The organism is Modestobacter sp. VKM Ac-2982 (assembly GCF_026967935.1).
Taxonomy (GTDB): domain Bacteria; phylum Actinomycetota; class Actinomycetes; order Mycobacteriales; family Geodermatophilaceae; genus Modestobacter.
Genome location: NZ_JAPVBL010000001.1, coordinates 140,456 through 161,063, shown reverse-complemented (window position 1 = coordinate 161,063; position 20,608 = coordinate 140,456). Strand labels below are relative to the sequence as shown.

Below are 20,608 nucleotides of genomic sequence, written 5' to 3'. Positions count from 1 at the left end.
ACGGATCTCGTCGGTGTGTCCAGCCGCCAGCGCCGGCCGCCTGGGGGCCGCATTCGATGACGAGGCAGGACGAGGGGACGGCGCACGGTGGTGGAGCCCGCGAGGAAGAGCCTCGGGAACCGCTACGAGCTGGCGACCCTGCTGGCCTCCGGTGGCATGGGCCAGGTCTGGCGCGCGCACGACGAGCTGCTGGGCAGGGCCGTCGCGGTCAAGGTGCTGCGCAGTGAGTACACCGGCGACGAGCTGTTCCTCGCCCGCTTCCGGGCCGAGGCCCACCACGCGGCTGCGCTGAGCCACCCGAACATCGCCGCCGTCTACGACTACGGCGAGGAGCCGGCGGTCGACGGGTCGGGCGAGCACCTGGCCTACCTGGTCATGGAGCTGGTCGAGGGCCAGTCGCTGTCGACCGTGCTGGCCCGGGAGGGGAGCCTGACGCCGGACCGCACGCTCGACGTGCTCCGGCAGACCGCCTCCGCGCTGGCCGCCGCGCATGCGGCCGGCGTGGTCCACCGGGACGTTAAGCCGGGCAACGTGCTGGTCCGCTGGGACGGCACGATCAAGATCACCGACTTCGGCATCGCCTGGTCGGCGGGGAGCGTCCCGCTCACCCAGACCGGCCAGGTGGTCGGCACGGCCTCCTACCTCTCCCCGGAGCAGGCCGCGGGCGCGCACGCCACCCCGGCCAGCGACGTCTACGCCCTCGGCATGGTCGGCTACGAGTGCCTGACCGGCCGGCGCGCCTTCGACGGCGACAACTCGGTGACCATCGCGCTGCGCCACCTCCGCGACCAGCCGGACCCGCTCCCGGCGGAGCTCCCCCAGGGCGTGCGGCGGCTGGTCGAGTGCGCTGTCGTCAAGGACCCCGCCCAGCGCTACCCCGACGGTGCGGCCGTCGTCGCGGCGATCGACGAGGTGCTCGCCGGGCGCGAGCTGCCCGCGGTGCAGCGCACCGACACCCAGAGCTTCTGGCTGCTGCCGGACGCCGCCGCGCTGGCCGGTGCGTCCTCGGCGAGCGAGCCCGCCACCCGCCGTCCCGCCCCGCGGACCGGCGTCGGCCGGCTGCTGGTCCCGCTCGTCGCGCTGCTGGTCGGGGCCGGCCTGGCCGCCGTCGTGCTGCAGGCCCTGGCCCCGACCGGGACGACCCCGATCGCCGCCGCGGTGGAGGTCCCCGGGGAGGTCGTGGCCTCCCCGGCGACCGTGGTCCTGGACGCCGAGGACTACCTGGGCCGCCCGGTCGACGCCGTCCGCGCCCAGCTGGAGGCCCTCGACCTGGTCGTCGAGGCCCAGCCGACGGAGACCGACTCCGCCGAGCCCGGCACGGTCGTCGACGTGGCGCCGCTGGCGACCGAGCTCCGGGCGGGCGAGACGGTGCTGGTCAGCTACGCGGTCGCCCCCAGTGACACCCCGGCGCCGGTCCGGCCGAGCCGGGGGCCGGTCGACGCCGTCGTCCAGCAGCCGGCCCCCGCCCCGACCCCCACACCCACGCCGTCCCCCACCCCGACCGTGACCCCGACGCCCAGCGGGTCGCCGACCAGTGGGAGCGACGAGGACGAGTCGACCGAGGCCGAGCCCACCGAATCCGACGACTCGGAGGAGTCGACCGGGGAGGAGAGCACCGGGGAGGACGACGGCACGGACGAGGACGCCGACGGCGGGGACGACGCCGATGGCGGGGAGGACGCCGACGACACGCCGGACTCCCCCGGCACCGTGGCGCCCACCCTCCCCGCCGGCAACGGCAACGGCAACGGCCCGGGAAACGGCAACGGCCCGGGAAACGCGAACGCGAACGGCAACGGCAACGGCAACGGGAACGGGAACGGGAACGGGAACCCCGGCAGAGGCTGAGCCAGGCAGCCCCCAGGCGGGTCCCGCGCCGGTATGTTCCCGACCACAGGCCCGGTCCGTCGAGGCGGTGGCCGTGGGGGGCGTGAGGGGTCGTGGGCGCGCGCGCGAACGGGCCAGACCACCCGACCGGCACCGAGGGGCCAGCCGGCGGCGCCGGCGCGGGCGGCGGTCAGTCGGCACGGCCGGACGACCCAGCACTGCCCGACGAGCCGGCAGTGCCCGACCACGCGGCTCTGTTCGCCGCGATGCCCACCCCCTACCTGGTGCTCACGCCGGAGCTGGTCATCGCCGACGCCAACCCGGCGTACCTGGCCACCACCGGCCGGACCCGGGACGAGCTGATCGGGCGGCCGGTCTTCGAGGCGTTCCCCGGCAACCCCGACGCGACCGCCACGGACGGCGCGAGCCGCATCCGCGCGTCGCTGGAGCGGGCACGGGACACCTGCCGGCCGCACACCCTGCCGGTCCAGGAGTTCGACATCCCGGACGGGTCCGGCGGCTTCACCAAGCACTTCTGGAGCCTGATCAGCGTCCCGGTGCTGGACGAGGGCGGGCGCTGCCGGCACCTGCTCCAGCGAGCGGAGGACATCACCGACTACGTGCGCCAGCAGGCGATGTCCGACCACCCCAGCGGCCGGGGGCGGCGCTGGCACCGCCGGGTGCTGGAGGTGGAGAGCGACCTGTTCGCCCGCGGCGCGGAGCTGCGCGCTGCCCGGCAGGCCGAGGCCGATGCGGCCCGCCGGCTGGCCGCCCTCTCCGGCGTCGCCCTGGCCCTGGGCCGGGCGGAGACCCTCGACGACCTCGCCCGGGTGGTGAACGAGCGCGGCCTGGTGGCGCTGGGCGCGCACGGCGGCGCGATCGGGGTCTGCGACGGGGAGCACAACCTGCGGCTGGTGCTCACCGACGGGATCGCCCCGGTCGGCGTCGGACCGGACACGGTGCTGTCCCTGGACGCGCCCTACCCCAGCTGCGTCGCAGCCCGCACCGGGGAGCGGGTGCTGTTGCCCGATCGCGCGGCCACCGACCAGTTCTCCCCCCAGCTGGCCCGGCTGGCCGCGGAGACCGGGGTCCAGGCCTGGGCGGCGGTGCCACTGGAGAGCGGATCCCGCCGGATCGGGTCGCTGAGCGTCGGCTGGACACGCCCGGCGGCGCTGGACCAGGGCGACATCGAGCTGCTGCTCGCGCTGGCCGGGCAGTCGGCGCAGGCGCTGGAGCGGATCCGGGCCCGGGCGGACGAGCGTGCCCAGCACGCCGTCGTCGAGGGCATGGCGGAGGCCCTGCAACGCAGCCTGCTCACCGAGCCGCCGGAGACCGAGCACCTGCAGGTCGCCGTGCGGTACCTGCCGGCCGCGTCGCTGGCCCAGGTGGGCGGGGACTGGTACGACGCCTTCCTGCTGGGCGACGGCCGGCTCGCGCTGGTGATCGGTGACGTCACCGGGCACGACCGCCACGCCGCGGCGGCGATGGCCCAGGTCCGCAACGTGCTGCGGGGGGTCGCCCACAGCCGCCGGGACTCCCCGGGGGCGGTGCTCGGCGCGCTGGACCGGGCGCTGGAGGATCTCCAGGTGGCCACTCTCGCCACCGGCGTCCTGGCCACGGTCGAGGAGACCGGGACCGGCGGCCGGCTGTTGCGCTGGAGCAACGCCGGGCACCCGCCACCGCTGCTGATCGACCCCGACGGCACCGTCACCGTGCTGGAGCGGGCGCCGGACCTGCTGCTGGGCGTCGACCCGTCCTCCCCGCGCAGCGACCACGCCCGGCTGCTCGTCCCCGGGTCGACGGTGGTCCTCTACACGGACGGGCTCGTGGAACGACGCGGCGCGGTGCTGGACGACGGCATCGACTGGCTGGTCGACGAGCTCGCCCGATGGGCGCACCTCCCGCTGGAGGAGCTGTGCGACCGGCTGCTCGGGGCGCTCGAGGGGGCGGTGGAGGACGACGTCGCGGTGCTGGCGGTGCGGGTGCGCGGGTAGCGCCCGCGCTCAGCCCGCCGGGCCCCGGGCCGGGACGAGGCGGTGCCCGGCGGCCCGGCAGCCGAGCACCAGGCACACCGCCGCCCCGGCCAGCGCCATCCGGCCGGACGACGCGTCGAGCCCCCCGAGCAGCAGTCCGACCCCGGCGGCGGCGAGCGCTGCAGTGAGCCACCGGTCCTCCCCGCGGCGCAGCCCCATCACGGCCAGGGCCAGGGCGGCGAGGACGGCGACCCGCGCCGGGTGCCCGGCGCCGGACAGCTGCCCGGCCCACGGCAGCCCGAGCGAGGCGAGGGCGAGCGCCGCGGCGCCGAGGAACCAGCCGCGGCCCGGGGTCACTCGGTGCGGCCCGGGGCCAGGGCCACGTGCCCTCCGCGCAGCAAGGCCACCGCGGCGCCCGTGGCGGCCAGGGCCGCGGTGAGCCAGAAGCCACGGTCGCTGACGGCCAGCGGGAGGGCGACCAGCACCCAGAAGGCGGCGAGCGCGATCAGGCCGCCGGCACCGACCCGCCACGCCGTCCGGGCGGATGCGCCACGGCCGGCCAGCGCGGCGACCGAGGGGGCGAGTGCGACCAGGGTGGCGACGGTGGCGAAGGTCGACCAGGTCGGCACGACGTCCCACAGCGACTGGTTGCCGAAGTCGAGGGCCAGCCCCAGCTGGACCAGCGCGATCCCGAGGACGCCGAGTGCGAGGGCCACCAGCTCGGTGCCGGGGCGGCCCGGGGAGCGGACGGCGGCGAGCCGGGAGCGGACCGAGGACGACGAGGAGCCGCCACCCTGCTGCCCCGCGGACGGGCCGCCGGGCGCGGTGCCCGGGGTGGTGGCCGGCCCCGGGACCGGCGGCGGGGTGGGCGCGAACCCGGGGACGACGTCGACCGGACCGGTCCGGTGGGCGCCGGTCGGCGGGTCGTAGGAGGGCTGGTACGGGGGGTGGCTGCCGTGCTCCCCGGCGTCCGGCTGCGGGCCGGCCGTCGGCTCCTCCGGCTCGGCCGTCTGGCGCTGGCTGGGCGGCAGCAGGATCGACTGGGTGCGGGGGTCCTCGGTCGGGCCGGTGACCGCGGGCTCGGTGGCCGGGTGCTCGGTGGTGGCGTGCTGGTCCCCGGCCTGTTCGTCGGCGGGGTCCCGGGTCGCGCCGGTCGGTGCCGACCCCGGCTGCGGCTGCGGTTCGGGGATCGGTGGGTGCGGCTGGCTCACGTGTCCTCCTCGTGGGGTGCGCCGAGGCGCTGGCGGCCGGGTCCCGTCCGGCAGGACGGCGAACAGCGCGCTGGTCACCGTAGCCGCGGAGGGCCGCCGGGATCCTGCCCCCGCGCCGTGGTCCGGCCGCCCGCCTAGGGTCGGTCCCGTGGCAGCGCGCGCGGGCATCCTCGTCACCGGCACCGAGGTGCTCACCGGCCGGGTGGCCGACCGGAACGGGCCGTGGCTGGCCGAGGCGCTGCGCGTCCTGGGTGTCGACGTCGCCGCCGTGGTCGTCGTCGGGGACCGGCCCGAGGACCTGCGGGCCGCCCTGGCCTTCCTGGCCGACGCGGGCACCGACCTGGTGATCACCACCGGCGGGCTGGGTCCCACGGCCGACGACCTGACCGCGGCCCTGGTCGGTGACTTCCAGGGCCGGCCCTCGACGGTCGACCCGGCCCTGGAGCAGCGGATCGCCGACGTGGTCGCCCGGCTCAGTGCCCGCCGCGGCTGGCGGATGGACCCGGCGGCGACCGCGGCCGGGGTCGCCAAGCAGGCGCAGGTCCCGGCGGGGGCCACGGTCCTGGAGCCGGTCGGCACGGCCCCGGGCCTCGTCGTCCCGGTGGCCGACGGTCGGGCCGGGCCCCCGGTGCTGGTGCTGCCCGGGCCGCCGTCGGAGCTGCAGGGCATGTGGCCGGCAGCGCTGGCGGCCGAACCGGTGCGCCGGGCGCTGGCCGGGGCGACCGCGCTGCACCAGTCGACGCTGCGGCTGTGGGGCACGCCGGAGTCCGAGCTGGCGGCCACCCTGCGCCGGGTCGAGGACCAGGTGACCGGCCTGGAGATCACCACCTGCCTGCGGGACGGCGAGCTGGAGATCGTGACCCGGTACGCCCCGGACGCCGAGACGGCGTACCAGCGGCTGGTGCAGGCGCTCACCGCCGACTTCGGCGACACGCTCTTCAGCGACGGGCCGACCGTGGACGAACTGGTCGCCGCCGCGCTGGACGAGCGCGGGTGGACGGTCGGCATCGGCGAGTCGTGCACCGGGGGCCTGCTCACCGCGCGGCTCACCGCCCCGTCGGGCTCGTCGGCCCGGGTGCTCGGTGGGGTGGCGGCCTACGCCGACAGCGCCAAGACCCAGCTGCTGGACGTGCCGGCCGGCACGCTGACCAGCGTCGGTGCGGTCAGCCAGGAGGTCGCCGCCGCGCTCGCCGCCGGCGCCCGGAGCAGGTTCGGCGCCGACGTCGGCGTCGGCGTGACCGGCATCGCCGGCCCGGGTGGCGGCACCGTGGAGAAGCCGGTCGGCACGGTGCACCTCTCCGTCGCCGGCCCGGACGGCGCGCTCGCCCGCTCGCTGACCCTGTTCGGGTCGCGGGAGGCGGTGCGGCAGCGGACGACGACGCTCGCCCTGCACCTGCTGCGTCAGCTCCTGCTCGGCGGCCCGCCGGCCTGACGGACGCTCAGGCCGGGTCGTCCGCCCAGCCGACCACGCGGCTGCGACGCTCGAGGAACAGCACGTCGTGCCAGCTCGCCCGCCCGTCGACGACCCGGCGACCGATCCGTTCGCGGCGGCCGACCACCCGGAACCCGAGCCGCTCGTGCAGGGCGAGGCTGGCCGTGTTGGCCGGGAGGACCGCCGCGCGGATCGTCCAGATGCCGTCGCCCTCGGTCGAGTCGACCAGCGCCTGCAGCAACAGCCGCCCGACACCCTGGCCGGCCGCCTCGGGTGCGACGTAGACCGAGTGGTCGACCACGCCGGCGTAGGCAGCCCGCGGCGACTCGCGGGTGCACGCCACCCAGCCGAGGACCGTGCCGGCGTCGTCCGTGGCCACGTGCCGGTGACCGGGCAGGCGCGAGGCGTCGAAGGCGGCCCAGCTCGGTGGCTCGGTCTCGAAGGTGGCGAGGCCGGTGGCGATGCCGGCGGCGTGGATCGCGCGGACGGCTGGCCAGTCGCCCGCCGTCATCGGGCGGAGGACCGGGGAGGAAGGGGACCCGGACACGCCACGATCCTCGCGCCCGGCCCGGTCGGTGGTCCGCGGGGGTTCCACGTGGAACCGGACCTGCAGCGTCGGCGGGTGGGGCGCATCATGGTCCGGCGCGGATGGACTGGCCTGGGTCACTCTCGGGGGCGGACCCCGGCCATCAGCCCGCCCGGGTGTCGGTCGGCAGCTGGGCGGGCACCCGTCCCCGGTGACCACACTGACCCTGCACGCCACCGGCCCGGTCGAGCCCGACGAGGTCTGGGACCGCTTCGTGCACCCGGCCCGCTGGCCGGAGTGGTCCCCGCAGATCAGCCGGGTGCAGGCCACCGCCCCCCGGATCGCCCCGGGCGTCACCGGCCGGGTGCACGACCCGCTGCGCACCTCCGTCCCGTTCGTCGTCGACGGCGTCTCCGACGCCACGCGGTGGTGGAGCTGGCAGGTCGCCGTCGGCCCGACCCGGCTGCGGCTGACGCACTGGGTGAACCCGGCCCCGGACGGCGGGACGACCACCGGCCTGCGGATCCGCGGCTTCGCGCCCCTCGTGCTCGGCTACGCCCCGCTGGCCCTGCTGGCGATCAAGCGGCTGGTGACCATCACGACCTGAGCGCGGGCGGGCATCTCGTACGGTGCCGGGGTGAGCTGGTCGCGATGCCGTCGTCCCGGCGAGGGAGAGGCCCGGTGACCGGCCGCCGTCGGCGCCGGGCGACCGCTCCGGGCGGCACGCCCAACGCCGTTCCACGACCACCGGACCCGCAGCCGGGCCCCGACCGGCAGACTGAGGCGATGACCGAGATCCTCGACGACGCGACCGGATCGGTGGACGGGCACGACGAGTTCTCGTCCGAGGGGCCGCGCCCGTCGCTGGACCTCCTGGTGTGGGACGCGCCGAACATCGACATGACCCTGGCGAACGTGATCGGCGCACGCCCCACCGCAGCGTCCCGGCCGCGGTTCGACGCGATCGCCGCCTGGTTCGTCGAGGGGGCCGAGGAGTTCGGCGCCGTGCAGCCGCCCGAGGTGGAGGCCTGCGTCTTCGCCAACGTGCCGCCGCAGCACGCCACCTCGCTGCAGCGCTGGGTGGAGGCGTTGCGCAGCTTCGGCTACGCCGTCTTCGCCCGGCCGAAGCTCCAGCCCGACGACGACATCGACCAGTCGATGCTCGACCACATCAGCGTGCGGGCGCACAGCCACCGGCTGCGCCGACTGGTCGTCTTCTCCGGTGACGGCCGGAACTTCGCCGAGCCGCTCGAGGACCTGGCCCGCGCCGGCACCGAGGTGGTCGTCGTCGCGTTCAGCGAGGTCGCCGGTTACGCGATCAGCTCCGAGCTGCTGCAGTTCGTCGACATCGAGGACGTCCCCGGGGCGTTCGTCGAGCCGCTGGACCGCGTGCGGCTGGACGCCCTGCCGACGGACGGCGCCTGGCTGCGCCCGACCAAGAGCCTGCGGGACGCCGCCGGTCTCTTCGCCGCCCGCCGGAGCTGACGGGGGTCGCGCACCCGGCCGGTCAGGCGGCGCGGGTGCTGCCGGCGCCGATCTCGCTAGCGGGCCCCGGCCCGTCCGGGGCGGCAGCGGTGGTGCCCGCGCCTGCGACGTCCTCGCGTCGACCCCGAACGCCGCCGTCGACGGCCTCCGCGGGCGGCGTGGCAGGGTGCGCGACCGGCGCGTCGACGACGCGCGCCCGGGTGTGTGCGTAGCTGGTCACGGCGTAGAGGAAGACGACCACGCCGAGCATCTCGAGCACCTCCTCGGCCGTGGTGGCCAGGACGTAGGCAGCGGACACCGTCGTCCCCCGGTCATCGGCCAACCAGCTGCCCACCATCTCCATGCCGATGGCGCCGCCGACGTAGAGGGTCCCGCCCACCACGATGAGGAGACCGATCGGCGCGGGGAGCGCGCGGAGGAAGCGGATGTAGGCGGCGGCGAAGAGGGCCACCAGCGGGGCGGCCAGCAGCCACCACCCGAAGGTGAAGACCCCGCTCGGGTCCACCACCTCGGCCACCTGGTGGTTGGCCTTCTCGTGCAACCGCAGCAGCTCGTCGACCGCCAGGTAGCAGAACGCCACCGCCAGGATCGACCAGTGCCACCGCCAACGGTCACGGGTGCGGTGCGCCCACACGCCCGTTGCTGCCGCCGCTGCTCCGGCGGCCAGCAGCAGGGCCGAGGAGAACCACGTCGGGAGGTTCGCCTCCCGGTTGACGCTGAGCAGGTCGAGCGCCCCGGACCGCAGCCCGGCGGCCAGCTGCGCGGGTGTGTCGGCGGCGTGGAGGACGGTGAGGTTCAGGACCAGGCTGACGGCGCCCAGCAGGACGGACACCACCGCCAGGACGACGAGCAGGCGGCGCGGTCGGATGGCGGTGAGCATCGTGGTCCCCGGTGTCGACGCCCCGAGCGCAGTGGCGACCCAGGTGTCGTTGCACCGTAGGTCGGTTGACCAACAGTCGACAACCTGGAGGACGTCAGATGAACGACAAGTGACCACGCGGTGCCGATGCGCGACGCAGAAGGGCCGCTGGACCCGTCAGCGCACCGGCCGGCCGGGCTCCGGGTCTGCTCCCGGCTGCGGCTAGCGGCGAGCCAGCCGGCGCACGCCGCCGGTGTAGGGCAGCGAGTAGTGCGCGAAGACGTCGGGCTCCTGCTCGACGGTGAGCTCGCCGTCGGTGTCGATGGACGGCGCGTTCTTGGTGAGGTCCTTGGACACGGTGACCGTGATGTGGTCGGGGGACACGGTGGCGCCGGTCAGCGGCACGAAGGTCAGCTGGCGCCGGCCGATGAAGCCGGTGACGACCGCAGCGAAGAAGGGCTGGTCGGTGGTGGTGTCCACGTAGACCGACTCCAACGTGCCGATCTTGCTCCCGTCCGGGTCGACGACGTTCATGGTGCGCCAGTCACGGATGTTCTCGGCCGGGAACACGGGGTCCTCCTCAGTTCTCGGGACAGTTGCTCCTCCATGCCCGCAGCCACCGCCCCGCAACCGTCCGCCGCACCGCGCCCGGACGTGCACACGGCCGGTCCCGGGTACCTGGGACGGCGTGGCCTGCCAGGAGCTCGTGGTGATGGTCGGGCTGCAGGGGTCGGGCAAGTCCACCTGGGTGGCCGAGCACCTGGCCGGCACGCACGCGGTGGTCAGCAAGGACCACTGGCCGAACGCCCGCCGTCGTGAGGCCCGGCAGCAGCGGGTGGTGGCCGCCCTCCTCGCCGAGGGCGCCAGCGTCGTCGTCGACAACACCTCGCCCTCGCCGGCCGAGCGGGCACCGCTGGTCGCGCTGGCGGCAGCGGCGGGCGTCCGGGCCCGGGCGGTGTTCCTGGACGTGCCGCTGGAGATTTGCCGGGCCCGCAACGAGGCCCGCCAGGGCCGGGCGCGGGTGCCGTTGGTCGGGCTGTACAGCGCGGCCGGGCGGCTCGTCCCACCGAGCACCGCGGAGGGGTTCAGCGAGGTGACGCGCGTCCCCGGTTGACCCCGACGGTCCAGCGGGGCGTGGGGCCGATGTCGTCGCGGGCGGGGAGGAGACCGGTCAGAGACCCGGACCGGAGGAGGAGCGCGGCCGGGGGACCGACGCGGTGGCGAGCCCGGAGGGCAACCGGGCCCAGACGTGCTTGCGGTCGGCCTCGCTGCACCAGCCGTAGTCGACCGACAGCTGGGCGACCATGGGCAGACCCATGCCGCCGTACGCGGGGTCGCGGTCGACCGCCGGGCGCGGCGGGGAGTCGGGCGAACCGTCGGTGAGCACGATCAGCCAGCCGGCCGGGACGGCGACGATCACCGCCACCACCGCACCGCCACCGTGCCGCAGCGCGTTCGAGCTGAGCTCCTCGAAGACCAGCAGCAGGCCCTCGCGGGCGTCCTCGGTGGACCGGGCGGCGAGGGACGGGTGGGCGAGCCGGGCCCGCAGGTCCATCCGGACCCGGGACGCGTCGTGCACCGTCGGGAGCTCCCAGCGCCAGACGTCGCCGTCCTCGTGGGGCACGTCGGCCGAGGGCCAGACCAGTGCACTCACTCTTCGGGCCTCCCGCCGGCCGGTGTCTCCGCGCGACCATGGTGGCGGACGCAGGGGCCCGGCGCAGCACGGGGGGTCACGTCCCGGCTCGGCGCGGTCAGCGCCGCGCCTGCTCCGGGTCGCCCGGGGAGCCGGCCGAGACCCCGGGCATGCCCTGGACGTCCAGCCGCGGGAGCAGCCCGGTCAGCTCCAGCGGACCGGTGACGATCCGGCTGGTGGCGATGACCCCGACGTGCTTGCCGGCGGCCTCGGGGTGCTGGCTGACCCAGACCAGAGCGGTGACGCCGGCCGACCCGAAGAAGGTGACCCCCGACAGGTCGATGGTCAGCAGCCGCTCCGCCCGGCGCAGTGCGGTGAGCAGCGTCTGCTGCAGGAGCGGGTTGCTGGCGGCGTCCAGTTCACCGGACACCGAGGCGACGAGCTGCCCCGGCTCTGGGCCGTCGGCGAGCCGCACCTGGAACGGGGCCTCGTCGGCTGCCGACCTGACCGTGTTGATGGGTCCTCCTCCAGACCAGGACACGTGCGTCGTGTCCGTCCCCGATCGTCTCCTCCGCGGACGTGCTCGCGGAGGAGACCGGCTGACCCCCTCACCCCGATCGGGGCAGGACAGTCCCGCCCGGCCCCCGCGGCGGGGACCGTCATCACTTCGTCATGCGCCTGGGGTCGCCAGCCGGACGACGGGTGTGTCACCGTGTCACACGGCCGAGATGAGGCCGCCGTGCTCGGTACCGCTCGGGCTCGGCGGTGGTGCCCCTCGCTGCTGCGCCGTGCGCGCCGGGGACGCTCGCCCACCAGGTCGCCCGTGTCCTCGCCGGACCGTGTGCGGCACCACGAGGACGACGAACGCCCGGCCGGCCGTGGTCCGGGCGCGGAGAGGGGGCGGGCCGATGTGGGAGTACCTCGTCGACCGGCGCGGGCTGATCGCCTTCCAGGCCTTCCAGCACGTGAGCCTGGTGGTGCAGTGCGTGCTGCTGGCCACCGTGATAGCGATCGGGCTGGCCGTGCTGGCCTACCGCAGCCCACGGCTGACCGGGCTGGCCAACGGGCTCTCCGCGATCGGACTGACCATCCCGTCCTTCGCGCTGCTGGGCATCCTGCTCGCGCCGTTCGGGTTCGGGATCACCCCGGCGGTGCTGGCCGTGACGTTCTACGCGGCCCTGCCGATCCTGCGCAACGCCGTCGTCGGCCTGGCGGGCGTCGACCGTTCGCTGGTGGAGTCGGCCCGCGGCATCGGGATGAGCCGGCTGAGCACGCTGCTGCGGATCGAGCTGCCGCTCGCGTGGCCGGTGATCCTGGCCGGCATCCGGGTCTCCACCCAGATGGTCATGGGCATCGCCGCGATCGCCGCCTACGTGCTCGGCCCCGGCCTGGGCAGCTTCATCTTCTCCGGACTCTCCCGGCTGGGCGGTGCGAACGCACTGAACGCCACGCTCGTCGGGACCATCGCGATCGTCCTGCTGGCCCTCGTCCTGGACGTGGTGCTCGTGCTGGTCGGTCGCCTCACCACCTCGAGGGGCATCCGTGTCTGACACCATCGCCGAGACCACCGGCGACACCGTCGAGCAGCCCGCCGGCGCCGAGCGCCAGGTCAGCGGCGTCTCCATCCGGCTCGAGGGCGTCACCAAGAGCTACCCCGGGCAGGCGAAGCCGGCCGTCGACGCCGTCGACCTGGACATCCCGGCCGGCCAGATGGTCATGTTCGTCGGCCCCTCCGGCTGTGGGAAGACCACGCTGCTGAAGATGCTCAACCGCCTGGTCGAGCCGACCAGCGGCAAGATCTTCCTGGGCGACGAGGACGTCACCGGCCAGGACGCCGACCAGCTGCGCCGCCGGATCGGGTACGTCATCCAGGCCGGCGGCCTCTTCCCGCACATGACCGTGGCCACCAACATCGGCCTGGTCCCCGGGATGCTCAAGTGGGACCGGAAGCGGATCGCCGCCCGGGTCGACGAGCTGCTCGAGCTGGTCGGCCTGGACCCGGAGGTGTACCGCGACCGGTACCCCCGCGAGCTCTCCGGTGGTCAGCAGCAGCGCGTCGGGGTCGCCCGGGCGCTCGCCGCAGACCCGCCCGTCCTGCTGATGGACGAGCCGTTCGGGGCGGTCGACCCGATCACCCGCCAGCGGCTGCAGGACGAGCTGCTGCGCATCCAGGAGGAACTGGGCAAGACGATCGTCTTCGTCACCCACGACTTCGACGAGGCCGTCAAGCTCGGTGACCGGATCGTCGTCTTCGACGTCGGCGCCCGCGTCGTGCAGTACGACACCCCGGAGGCGATCCTCGCCGACCCGGCGGAGGAGTACGTCGCCGACTTCGTCGGCGCCGGCGCGACCCTGAAGCAGCTCACCCTGACCCGGGTCGGGGACGTCGAGCTGATCCACCCCCAGCAGGCCCAGGTCGGCGAGGACGCCGCCGAGGTCGTCCGCCGCGCGTCGGCCGCCGGGGAGAAGTACGTCGTGGTCACCGACCGCCGCGGCCGGCCGATCAGCTGGCCGTCGCTGGCAGAGCTGTCCCGGGTGTCCACCGTGCCCGACACCGTGGACGAGAAGCTCCCGGTGGTCGGGCTGCGCTCCACCCTCAACGACGCACTGGACACGATGCTCGCCGCCAGTCAGGGCGGTGTCGTCGTGACCGGCCGGGACGGCGTCGCCGGCGTCATGGTGGTGGAGACGGTGATGGCCGCGATCCAGCGCACCCGCGACGAGGTGGAGGGATGACGGCGCCCCGCCCCGCGGCCACCGAGGCGTACCCCGACACCGAGATCGACGACGCGCTCGCCCAGACCCAGACGCCGGTCCGCGGCGGCGCCCCGGACGAGGCCCGCGGTGCCTGGCGAGGACTGCTCGTGCAGCCGGTCCTCGTGCTGGCCGGGGTGCTGGCCTTCGTCGTCTGGCGGTCGACCGCCGAGCTCGCCGACACCGAGCAGCGCCAGCTCGGCTGGAGCGTGCTGGGCCGCAGCATCGTCGAGCACCTGCAGCTCACCCTGCTCGCCGCCGTCGTCGTGCTGCTGATCGGCATCCCGCTGGGCGTCCTGCTCACCCGCGGGCCGTTCCGCCGCGCCACGCCGCTGGTGCTCGGTGTGGCCAACACCGGCCAGGCCGCCCCGGCGATCGGGCTGTTCGTGCTGCTGGCCACCTGGCTGGGGTTCGGCTTCCGGTCCGCGGTCGTGGCCCTGGTGCTCTACACCGTGCTGCCGGTGCTGCGGAACACCATGGTGGGGCTGCAGGGCGTCGACGCCCGGCTGGTCGAGGCCGGCCGGGGGATGGGCATGAGCGCGCTCGCCGTCCTGCTGCGGGTGGAGCTGCCGTTGGCCGTGCCGGTCATCCTGGCCGGCGTCCGCACCGCCCTGGTGCTGCTCGTCGGCACCGCCACGCTGGCGACCTTCATCAGCGGCGGCGGCCTGGGCCAGCTGATCACCACCGGCATCAACCTCTCGCTGGACAGCCTGCTGTTCAGCGGGGCCGTCCTCGTCGCCCTGCTGGCGCTGGCCATCGACTGGCTCGGCCGCGTCGTCGAGCACGTCGCCCGACCGAAGGGACTCTGATGCGGACCCGCGCAGCCACCGCACTCTCCGTCGCGGCCGCCACCCTGCTCAGCGGGTGCGGCCTGCAGGCCGCGACGCAGTACACCCCGGCCTCCGCGCCGGCCGAGATCCAGCCGATCGAGGGCGCCGTGGGCGAGGAGATCGTGGTGGGGTCGAAGAACTTCACCGAGCAGCTGATCCTCGGCAAGATCGCCGTGATCGCGCTGCAGACCGCCGGGTTCGACGTCGTCGACCGGACCAACATCCCGGGCTCGGTGCCGGCCCGCCAGGGCATGGTCAACGGCGAGATCGACATGGAGTGGGAGTACACCGGCACCGCGTGGCTCTCCTACCTCGGCGAGAGCGCGCCGATCGTCGACCCGCTGGAGCAGTACGAGGCCGTCCGGGACGCCGAGCTGGCCAACGGCCTGACCTGGCTGCCGCCCGCGGAGGCCAACAACACCTACGCCTTCGCCGTCCGCAGCGAGGCGGTCGACGACCTCGGCGGGATCAGCGCGCTCTCGGAGATCGCCGAGCTGCCCGTGGAGGAGCGCACCTTCTGCGTGGAGAGCGAGTTCGCGAGCCGGAACGACGGGTTCGTGCCGATGCTGGAGACCTACGGCCTCGAGCTCGGCGACCCGCAGGGCGTGCCGCGGGACAACGTCAGCACGCTGGACACCGGTGCGGTCTACGAGGCCACCGACCAGGGCGCGTGCAACTTCGGCGAGGTGTTCACCACCGACGGCCGGATCACGGCGCTGGACCTCACGGTGCTCGAGGACGACCGGGCGTTCTTCCCCAACTACAACATCTCGCCGGTGCTGCTCACCGAGACCTTCGAGGAGCACCCCGAGCTGGCCGACCTGTTCGGGCAGATCACCCCGCTGCTGACCAACGACGTGCTCCAGGAGCTGAACGCCCGGGTCGACGTGGCCGGCGAGCAGCCCGGGGACGTCGCGCTGGAGTGGATGGTCTCCGAGGGGCTCGTCGAGCCGGCCTGATCAGGTCCGCTGGGCCAGCCCGCACAAGCGGCTGACCAGGAACTCCACCGCCGCCTCGCTGTCCACGTCCTCGGCCACCGCCACCGCGGTGGCCGAGGACGACGTCGTCCGGCGGTCCACCAGGGTCTGCCCGCGCCCGGCGCCGTGCCCGGTGTCCACCACGACGTCCCGGCGCACCGTGGTCAGCGTGCCCGGCACGATCGCCTCGGCCAGCGCCAGGGCGTCGTGCACCACCACCCCGTCGACGCCGTAGCTGCTGCGGGCGTGGTCGACGTACTGCTGCAGGATCGCCGCCGCGCGGTCACCCACCGGGCCGGCCGCGGCGAACCGGGCGATGTCCGGGTCGGTGAGCACCGTGGGCAGCGTGACGTCCAGGCCGACCAGCACGGTCGGCAGGCCGGCACCGAACACCGCTGCGGCGGCCTCCGGGTCGGCCCACACGTTGAACTCCGCGGCCGCGGTCACGTTGCCGCCGCGGGTCGCCGAGCCGCCCATCACCACCAGCCGGCCGATCCGCGCCGCCGCCTCGGGGTACACGCCCAGCAGCAGCGCGATGTTGGTCAGCGGGCCGATGGCGGCCACGGTGACCGGCTGCTCGCTGGCCAGCAGCAGCTCGGCCAGCGCCACCACCGCGGGCCGGGGGTCGACCGCGGCCGGGGACGGCGGCAGCACGACGCCGCCCAGGCCGGCTTCCCCGTGCACGTGCCCCGCCCGCTGTGGCTGGGGGAAGACCAGCGAGGTGCGGGCACCGGCGGCGACCGGCACGTCCGACCGTCCCGCCAGGTGCAGCACCCGCAGCGCGTTCTCGGTCGTCTCGGCCAGGCCGACGTTGCCGTGCACCGTCGTCACCAGCTGCAGGTCGACCTCGGGACTGGCCAGCGCGAGCAGCACGGCCAGTGCGTCGTCGATGCCCGGGTCGGTGTCGATCACCAGGGGGGTGCGCATCCGCCCATCCCACCAGACCGGCCCGACACGCCGGTGCGCCGGATCGGCGCCCGAGGTCATCGACCGGTGATGACGCCGCTGACCTGGCCTTTCGCCCGAGGTTGTCGACTAGTGCCCGGGTCCAGAGGCGGGTCATCGACTGCTGCGGAGGGGTCCGGCAACGGTTGGGTCACGCGGTCGGGAGGGGGTGCCCAGAACGGGGGTCCGGGGGCTCGGTCATCCGTAACTTCTTCCTTGCCCGCGGCCCCTTCCCCGGCCGCGGCGACTACTTCCCCGGGAGGGCAGCAATGGCGATCCAGCTGGCACCGGTCCGGTCGACCGCCCTGCCCGCCCCCCGGGACACCGGGCGGCTCGGGCTGTTCGGCACCGACACCCCGGCGCCCAACACCACCGACCTGGCGTTCGGCCTGGCGGTCGGGCTGGCGTGCGGCGTGCTGGGCATGCGCCCCAACCCGCTGGCGGACGACGACGTCCCGGTGCGCCCGGCCCGCTCCCGGCGTCGCCAGCTCGCCCGCCGCGCCGCCGGCTGGGGCGCCGGCGAGGACGGTGCGCACCTGGCCTGGCGCCCGACCCCGCTGCCGGTCTACCGGCTGACCGACGGGCCGGCCCCGTCCGTGTGGCGTGCGGCGCCCGCGTCCCCGGTCGCCCCGACGGTGCGGACCCACCCCGTCCCGTCCCCGCCGCCGGCCGTGGACCACGACCTCGATGCCGCGATCGAGTTCGCCACCGACTTCTCCGTCGACCTGCTCACCACGCCCGTGCGGCTGGCTGCGCCGGCGCCGCGGCTGACCGCCCCGGTGCGGCAGCTGCTCAGCCGGCTGCGGGGCGTGCGCCGGCGGGCGGCGGGCTGGGGCAGCGGCCCGAACGGTGCCTCGCTCAGCTGGGGGCGTCCGGTCCTGCCCCCGGCGCACCAGCTGACCCTGGCGGCGCTCCCCACGTCCGAGCCGCGGCCGTCCCGGGTGGTCGTGCCCACGCCGCGGCAGCCGGTCGACCTCCGGCCCGCCGACGTCGACCTGCGGCACCGTGCGCCGGAGGACGACGACGACCCGCCGATGCGGGAGCTGCCCAGCACCCCCACCGCACCGCCGCAGCCCCGCAGCGCGGTGACAGAGCCCCGCAGCGCGGCGACGGAGCCGCCGCGACCCAGCGCGAACCGGCCACCCCTCTCTAGGGTGGCTGGGTGTTCACCACGCGGCCGGAGCTCGCCGGCACCTTCGGGATGGTCGCCTCGACGCACTGGCTCGCCAGCGCCGCGGGCATGGCGACCCTCGAGGCCGGTGGGAACGCGTTCGATGCCGCGGTCGCTGCGGGCTTCACCCTGCAGGTGGTCGAGCCGCACCTCAACGGCCCGGGGGGCGAGGTCCCGATCCTCTTCGCCCGGAGCCCGCGGGCAGCCTCCGGCGCGGGGGTCCCCGTGGTGCTGTCCGGTCAGGGGGTCGCCCCCGCCGGCGCCACGATCGACGCCTTCGGGGACCTCGGTCTCGACCTGATCCCAGGCACCGGTCTCCTCGCCGCCACCGTGCCCGGCGCCCTCGGCGCCTGGCTGACCCTCCTGCGCGACCACGGCACCCTGCCGCTGGACGCCGTCCTCCGCTTCGCCATCGAGTACGCCGAGCACGGCCACCCGGTCCACCCCCGGGTCGCCGCGACCGTCGCCTCGGTCTCCGAGCACTTCCGCACCCACTGGCCGACCTCGGCCGCCACCTGGCTCGCCCCCGACGGAGCACCCCCCACCGCCGGCCGCCTGTTCCGCAACCCGGTCCTCGCCTCGACCTACCGCCGACTGCTCGACGCAGCGCGCGGACCCTCCCGAGAGGCGCAGATCGACGCGGCACTGGCGTCCTGGTACACGGGGTTCGTCGCCGAGGCGATCGACGAGTTCTCCCGGTCCCCGGTGATGGACGACTCCGGTCGTGCCCACCGCGGTCTCCTCACCGGTGAGGACCTGGCCAGCTGGGCCCCGAGGTACGAGCCGCCGGTCACCCTCGACTGGCAGGGGTGGACGCTCGCGAAGGCCGGGCCGTGGTCCCAGGGCCCGGCGCTGCTCCAGGCGCTCGCGATGCTGGACGGCCACCCGGCGGCAGGAGCCGGGGCCGGGTACGCATCGGGCACCGCCGATGCCGACCTGGTCCACGTCAGCGCGGAGGCGGTGAAGCTGGCGATGGCCGATCGGGAGGCCTGGTACGGGGACACGGCCGAGGCACCCGTGGACGACCTGCTCTCCACGAGCTACACCGAGCAGCGGCGGGCGCTGATCAGCGACCGGGCCAGCACCGAGCTGCGGCCCGGCTCGCCAGGGGGGCGCCCGCCCCGGCTCCCCGCGTTCGTCACCGACGCCGCCGCCGGCGTGCGGGTCGACCGCGGCACGATCGCCGGGGTCGGGGAGCCCACCGTCGACACTCGCGGCACCACCCGGGGCGACACCTGCCACGTCGACGTCGTCGACCGGTGGGGCAACCTCGTCTCGGCCACCCCCTCCGGCGGCTGGCTGCAGAGCTCGCCGGTCATCCCCTCGCTGGGCTTCGCGCTGGGCACCCGGGCGCAGATGTTCTGGCTGGAGCCCGGGCTCCCCAACTCGCTGCAGCCGGGCAAGCGGCCGCGCACCACGCTCACCCCGTCGCTGGCGCTGCGCGGCGGCGTGCCGACCCTGGCCTTCGGCACCCCCGGCGGTGACCAGCAGGAGCAGTGGCAGCTGTGCTTCTGGCTGGCCCACGTGCTCGGCGGGCTGGACCTGCAGGCGGCCATCGACGCGCCGGCCTGGCACACCACCAGCTTCCCGTCGTCGTTCTACCCGCGTGAGATGTCACCGGGCGAGCTCGTGGTGGAGTCCCGGCTCGGCGACGACACCATCGCCGAGCTGCGCCGTCGCGGCCACGCGGTCACGGTGTCCGACCCCTGGTCGCTGGGCCGGCTGTCGGCGGTGTCGGTCGACCCGGAGACCGGCGTGCTGCGGGCCGGGGCGAACCCGCGAGGCATGCAGGGCTACGCCGTCGGTCGCTGAGCTGTCGGTCGCCGGGCGTCGATCGGGCTCAGCTGGGCGCCTCCTCCTCGGCCAGCTCCTCGGGCACCACCGCGGCCAGGCAGCGCCGGATCGCCAGGGCGATGCTGCTGGCGGCGAACAGGTCGTCATCGGTGTGCCGTCGGGCGCGCCGCAACTGGTCCTCGAGGGCGTGCAGTTCGTCGTAGGCGGCGCGGGTGACGTCTGGCTCGGCGGTCGGGCCGTCCACCGAGTGCAGCACCTCGGCCAGCCCGGCCAGCGCCGAGGCCGCGGGCGGCCGCAGCGCCGGGCCGAGCGCCACGTGGGAGAGGTCGGCGGTCTCGGTCTCCGCGATCAGCTGGGTGAGGTCCTCCACCATCAGCGTCAGGCGTTCCAGCGCCCGGGCCTGGGCGTACTGCCGATCGGCGTCCTGCTGGTGCCGCCGGGCCCGGAGGTTGCCCCGGCGGGCCTCGTCGGTCTGCTGGACCGCTGCGCGGGTCTGCGCCAGCACCGGGTCGATGGTGTGGATCCGCTCGCGCCACTCGTCCTCGGTGGGCGGGTGTTCCTGCTGCAGGCCCTCGGCGAGGTCCTCCAGCTGGGTGGCCAGCAGGTCGCGCAGCCGGCCGAGCTCGGTCTGCGAGGGCGCCAGCGGCAGCGGCGGGAAGAGCGCCAGGACGGCCGTGCCGATCAGCGCACCGAAGAACGTGAGCCCGGCGTAGCCCACCACGTAGTCCAGCGGGTCGCCGCCGCCGATGATCAGCACGAAGAGCGCCGAGGTCGGCACCCAGCTGCCGGAGCCGCCCAGCCGGTGCCAGCCGGCGAGCAGCACCCCGATGGTCACCACGATGGCGACCCTGGCCACGATCGGGACGGGCAGCGCGTCGGCGGCCAGCGCCACCGCCGCCCCGATCGCGATGGCGGAGATCGACTGCGCGGCCGACCGGGCCGAGCCGGCCAGGGTGGTGGAGATGGCGATCACCGCCCCGAACGGCGCGTAGTAGGGGTACTCCTGCGCCGGGCCCGGCAGCAGGCGGGCGAGCGCCCAGGCGATCGTCGCCGCGATCGCGGCCCGCACGGCCAGGCCGATCTGCGGGTGCCGGGCCCAGCTGCGGTGCAGGGCACCGGCCCAGGAACGTGGGTGGAACGAGCGTGGCCGGCCGACCTGCTGCCGGGGGCGGGCGGTTCCGTCCATCCGGT

20 protein-coding genes are annotated in these 20,608 nt (G+C 75.4%); 11 read left to right on the top strand and 9 right to left on the bottom strand.

Annotated features, from left to right (window positions below):
• Window positions 1-90 precede the first annotated feature (90 nt).
• Window positions 91-1,848 (top strand): protein kinase domain-containing protein, encoded by a 1,758-nt coding sequence (locus O2W20_RS00850; RefSeq protein ID WP_269169866.1) that lies wholly within the window; start codon window positions 91-93, stop codon window positions 1,846-1,848.
• Between the two features lie 215 nt (window positions 1,849-2,063).
• The gene (locus tag O2W20_RS00845) at window positions 2,064-3,821 is read left to right on the top strand and encodes a SpoIIE family protein phosphatase (protein WP_269169865.1); all 1,758 of its coding nucleotides are present in this window, start codon (window positions 2,064-2,066) and stop codon (window positions 3,819-3,821) included.
• A gap of 9 nt (window positions 3,822-3,830) precedes the next feature.
• Here O2W20_RS00845 and O2W20_RS00840 read toward each other — a convergent pair whose 3' ends face one another.
• Window positions 3,831-4,157 (bottom strand): hypothetical protein, encoded by a 327-nt coding sequence (locus O2W20_RS00840; RefSeq protein WP_269169864.1) that lies wholly within the window; start codon window positions 4,155-4,157, stop codon window positions 3,831-3,833.
• Window positions 4,154-5,011, bottom strand: a complete 858-nt coding sequence (locus O2W20_RS00835) for a hypothetical protein (RefSeq protein ID WP_269169863.1) — start codon at window positions 5,009-5,011, stop codon at window positions 4,154-4,156. Before O2W20_RS00835 ends, O2W20_RS00840 begins: the two co-directional genes overlap by 4 nt.
• Before the next feature lie 148 nt (window positions 5,012-5,159).
• Between O2W20_RS00835 and O2W20_RS00830 the strand changes: the two genes are divergently transcribed.
• Complete coding sequence (locus O2W20_RS00830) at window positions 5,160-6,443, top strand: competence/damage-inducible protein A (RefSeq protein WP_269169862.1); 1,284 nt, start codon at window positions 5,160-5,162, stop codon at window positions 6,441-6,443.
• 7 nt (window positions 6,444-6,450) lie between these two features.
• On the opposite strand, the gene O2W20_RS00825 is transcribed toward O2W20_RS00830, so the two are convergent.
• A complete protein-coding gene (locus O2W20_RS00825) occupies window positions 6,451-6,990 on the bottom strand; it encodes a GNAT family N-acetyltransferase (protein WP_269169861.1) in 540 nt (179 codons plus the stop codon).
• 190 nt (window positions 6,991-7,180) lie between these two features.
• Between O2W20_RS00825 and O2W20_RS00820 the strand changes: the two genes are divergently transcribed.
• Window positions 7,181-7,576: an SRPBCC family protein gene (locus O2W20_RS00820; protein WP_269169860.1), complete on the top strand. Its 396-nt coding sequence runs from the start codon at window positions 7,181-7,183 to the stop codon at window positions 7,574-7,576.
• Between the two features lie 179 nt (window positions 7,577-7,755).
• Window positions 7,756-8,454 (top strand): NYN domain-containing protein, encoded by a 699-nt coding sequence (locus tag O2W20_RS00815; RefSeq protein ID WP_269169859.1) that lies wholly within the window; start codon window positions 7,756-7,758, stop codon window positions 8,452-8,454.
• Between the two features lie 22 nt (window positions 8,455-8,476).
• On the opposite strand, the gene O2W20_RS00810 is transcribed toward O2W20_RS00815, so the two are convergent.
• The gene (locus O2W20_RS00810) at window positions 8,477-9,334 is read right to left on the bottom strand and encodes a hypothetical protein (RefSeq protein WP_269169858.1); all 858 of its coding nucleotides are present in this window, start codon (window positions 9,332-9,334) and stop codon (window positions 8,477-8,479) included.
• A gap of 201 nt (window positions 9,335-9,535) precedes the next feature.
• On the bottom strand, window positions 9,536-9,883 hold the full coding sequence (locus O2W20_RS00805; protein WP_269169857.1) for a PRC-barrel domain-containing protein: 348 nt from the start codon (window positions 9,881-9,883) through the stop codon (window positions 9,536-9,538).
• Window positions 9,884-10,025: 142 nt separating this feature from the next.
• Here O2W20_RS00805 and O2W20_RS00800 point away from each other — a divergent pair, with 142 nt between their 5' ends.
• Window positions 10,026-10,427 carry an AAA family ATPase gene (locus O2W20_RS00800; protein WP_269169856.1) on the top strand — a complete coding sequence of 134 codons (402 nt, stop codon included), beginning with the start codon at window positions 10,026-10,028 and terminating at the stop codon, window positions 10,425-10,427.
• Window positions 10,428-10,484: 57 nt separating this feature from the next.
• On the opposite strand, the gene O2W20_RS00795 is transcribed toward O2W20_RS00800, so the two are convergent.
• Together O2W20_RS00795 and O2W20_RS00790 are read right to left on the bottom strand one after the other, a co-directional pair.
• Window positions 10,485-10,967 carry an ATP-binding protein gene (locus O2W20_RS00795; protein ID WP_269169855.1) on the bottom strand — a complete coding sequence of 161 codons (483 nt, stop codon included), beginning with the start codon at window positions 10,965-10,967 and terminating at the stop codon, window positions 10,485-10,487.
• 97 nt (window positions 10,968-11,064) lie between these two features.
• Complete coding sequence (locus O2W20_RS00790; RefSeq protein WP_269169854.1) at window positions 11,065-11,487, bottom strand: STAS domain-containing protein; 423 nt, start codon at window positions 11,485-11,487, stop codon at window positions 11,065-11,067.
• Between the two features lie 367 nt (window positions 11,488-11,854).
• Here O2W20_RS00790 and O2W20_RS00785 point away from each other — a divergent pair, with 367 nt between their 5' ends.
• Genes O2W20_RS00785 through O2W20_RS00770 form a run of 4 tightly spaced genes read left to right on the top strand, consistent with a single transcriptional unit; the run spans window position 11,855 to window position 15,489 of the window.
• A complete protein-coding gene (locus tag O2W20_RS00785) occupies window positions 11,855-12,496 on the top strand; it encodes an ABC transporter permease (protein WP_269157628.1) in 642 nt (213 codons plus the stop codon).
• Window positions 12,489-13,682, top strand: a complete 1,194-nt coding sequence (locus O2W20_RS00780) for an ABC transporter ATP-binding protein (RefSeq protein ID WP_269169853.1) — start codon at window positions 12,489-12,491, stop codon at window positions 13,680-13,682. Before O2W20_RS00785 ends, O2W20_RS00780 begins: the two co-directional genes overlap by 8 nt.
• Window positions 13,679-14,509, top strand: coding sequence for an ABC transporter permease (locus O2W20_RS00775; RefSeq protein ID WP_269169852.1), 831 nt, complete (start codon window positions 13,679-13,681; stop codon window positions 14,507-14,509). Before O2W20_RS00780 ends, O2W20_RS00775 begins: the two co-directional genes overlap by 4 nt.
• On the top strand, window positions 14,509-15,489 hold the full coding sequence (locus O2W20_RS00770; protein ID WP_269169851.1) for a glycine betaine ABC transporter substrate-binding protein: 981 nt from the start codon (window positions 14,509-14,511) through the stop codon (window positions 15,487-15,489). Before O2W20_RS00775 ends, O2W20_RS00770 begins: the two co-directional genes overlap by 1 nt.
• Here the strand turns inward: O2W20_RS00770 and O2W20_RS00765 are convergent, their stop codons facing one another.
• Complete coding sequence (locus O2W20_RS00765; RefSeq protein ID WP_269169850.1) at window positions 15,490-16,434, bottom strand: nucleoside hydrolase; 945 nt, start codon at window positions 16,432-16,434, stop codon at window positions 15,490-15,492. It abuts the gene before it with no gap.
• A 1,180-nt stretch (window positions 16,435-17,614) separates the two neighbouring features.
• On the opposite strand from O2W20_RS00765, the gene O2W20_RS00760 reads away from it, so the two are divergent.
• Window positions 17,615-19,435 carry a gamma-glutamyltransferase family protein gene (locus tag O2W20_RS00760; protein ID WP_269169849.1) on the top strand — a complete coding sequence of 607 codons (1,821 nt, stop codon included), beginning with the start codon at window positions 17,615-17,617 and terminating at the stop codon, window positions 19,433-19,435.
• A gap of 28 nt (window positions 19,436-19,463) precedes the next feature.
• Here O2W20_RS00760 and O2W20_RS00755 read toward each other — a convergent pair whose 3' ends face one another.
• The gene (locus O2W20_RS00755) at window positions 19,464-20,603 is read right to left on the bottom strand and encodes a hypothetical protein (RefSeq protein WP_269169848.1); all 1,140 of its coding nucleotides are present in this window, start codon (window positions 20,601-20,603) and stop codon (window positions 19,464-19,466) included.
• Window positions 20,604-20,608: the final 5 nt, after the last annotated feature.

Bases quoted from the DNA above. Each gene is read 5' to 3' on its own strand.
- O2W20_RS00815 (WP_269169859.1), top strand. From the start codon at position 7,756: ATGACCGAGATCCTCGACGACGCGACCGGATCGGTGGACGGGCACGAC.
- O2W20_RS00810 (WP_269169858.1), bottom strand. From the start codon at position 9,334: ATGCTCACCGCCATCCGACCGCGCCGCCTGCTCGTCGTCCTGGCGGTG.
- O2W20_RS00800 (WP_269169856.1), top strand. From the start codon at position 10,026: ATGGTCGGGCTGCAGGGGTCGGGCAAGTCCACCTGGGTGGCCGAGCAC.
- O2W20_RS00785 (WP_269157628.1), top strand. From the start codon at position 11,855: ATGTGGGAGTACCTCGTCGACCGGCGCGGGCTGATCGCCTTCCAGGCC.
- O2W20_RS00775 (WP_269169852.1), top strand. From the start codon at position 13,679: ATGACGGCGCCCCGCCCCGCGGCCACCGAGGCGTACCCCGACACCGAG.
- O2W20_RS00770 (WP_269169851.1), top strand. From the start codon at position 14,509: ATGCGGACCCGCGCAGCCACCGCACTCTCCGTCGCGGCCGCCACCCTG.
- O2W20_RS00765 (WP_269169850.1), bottom strand. From the start codon at position 16,434: ATGCGCACCCCCCTGGTGATCGACACCGACCCGGGCATCGACGACGCA.
- O2W20_RS00755 (WP_269169848.1), bottom strand. From the start codon at position 20,603: ATGGACGGAACCGCCCGCCCCCGGCAGCAGGTCGGCCGGCCACGCTCG.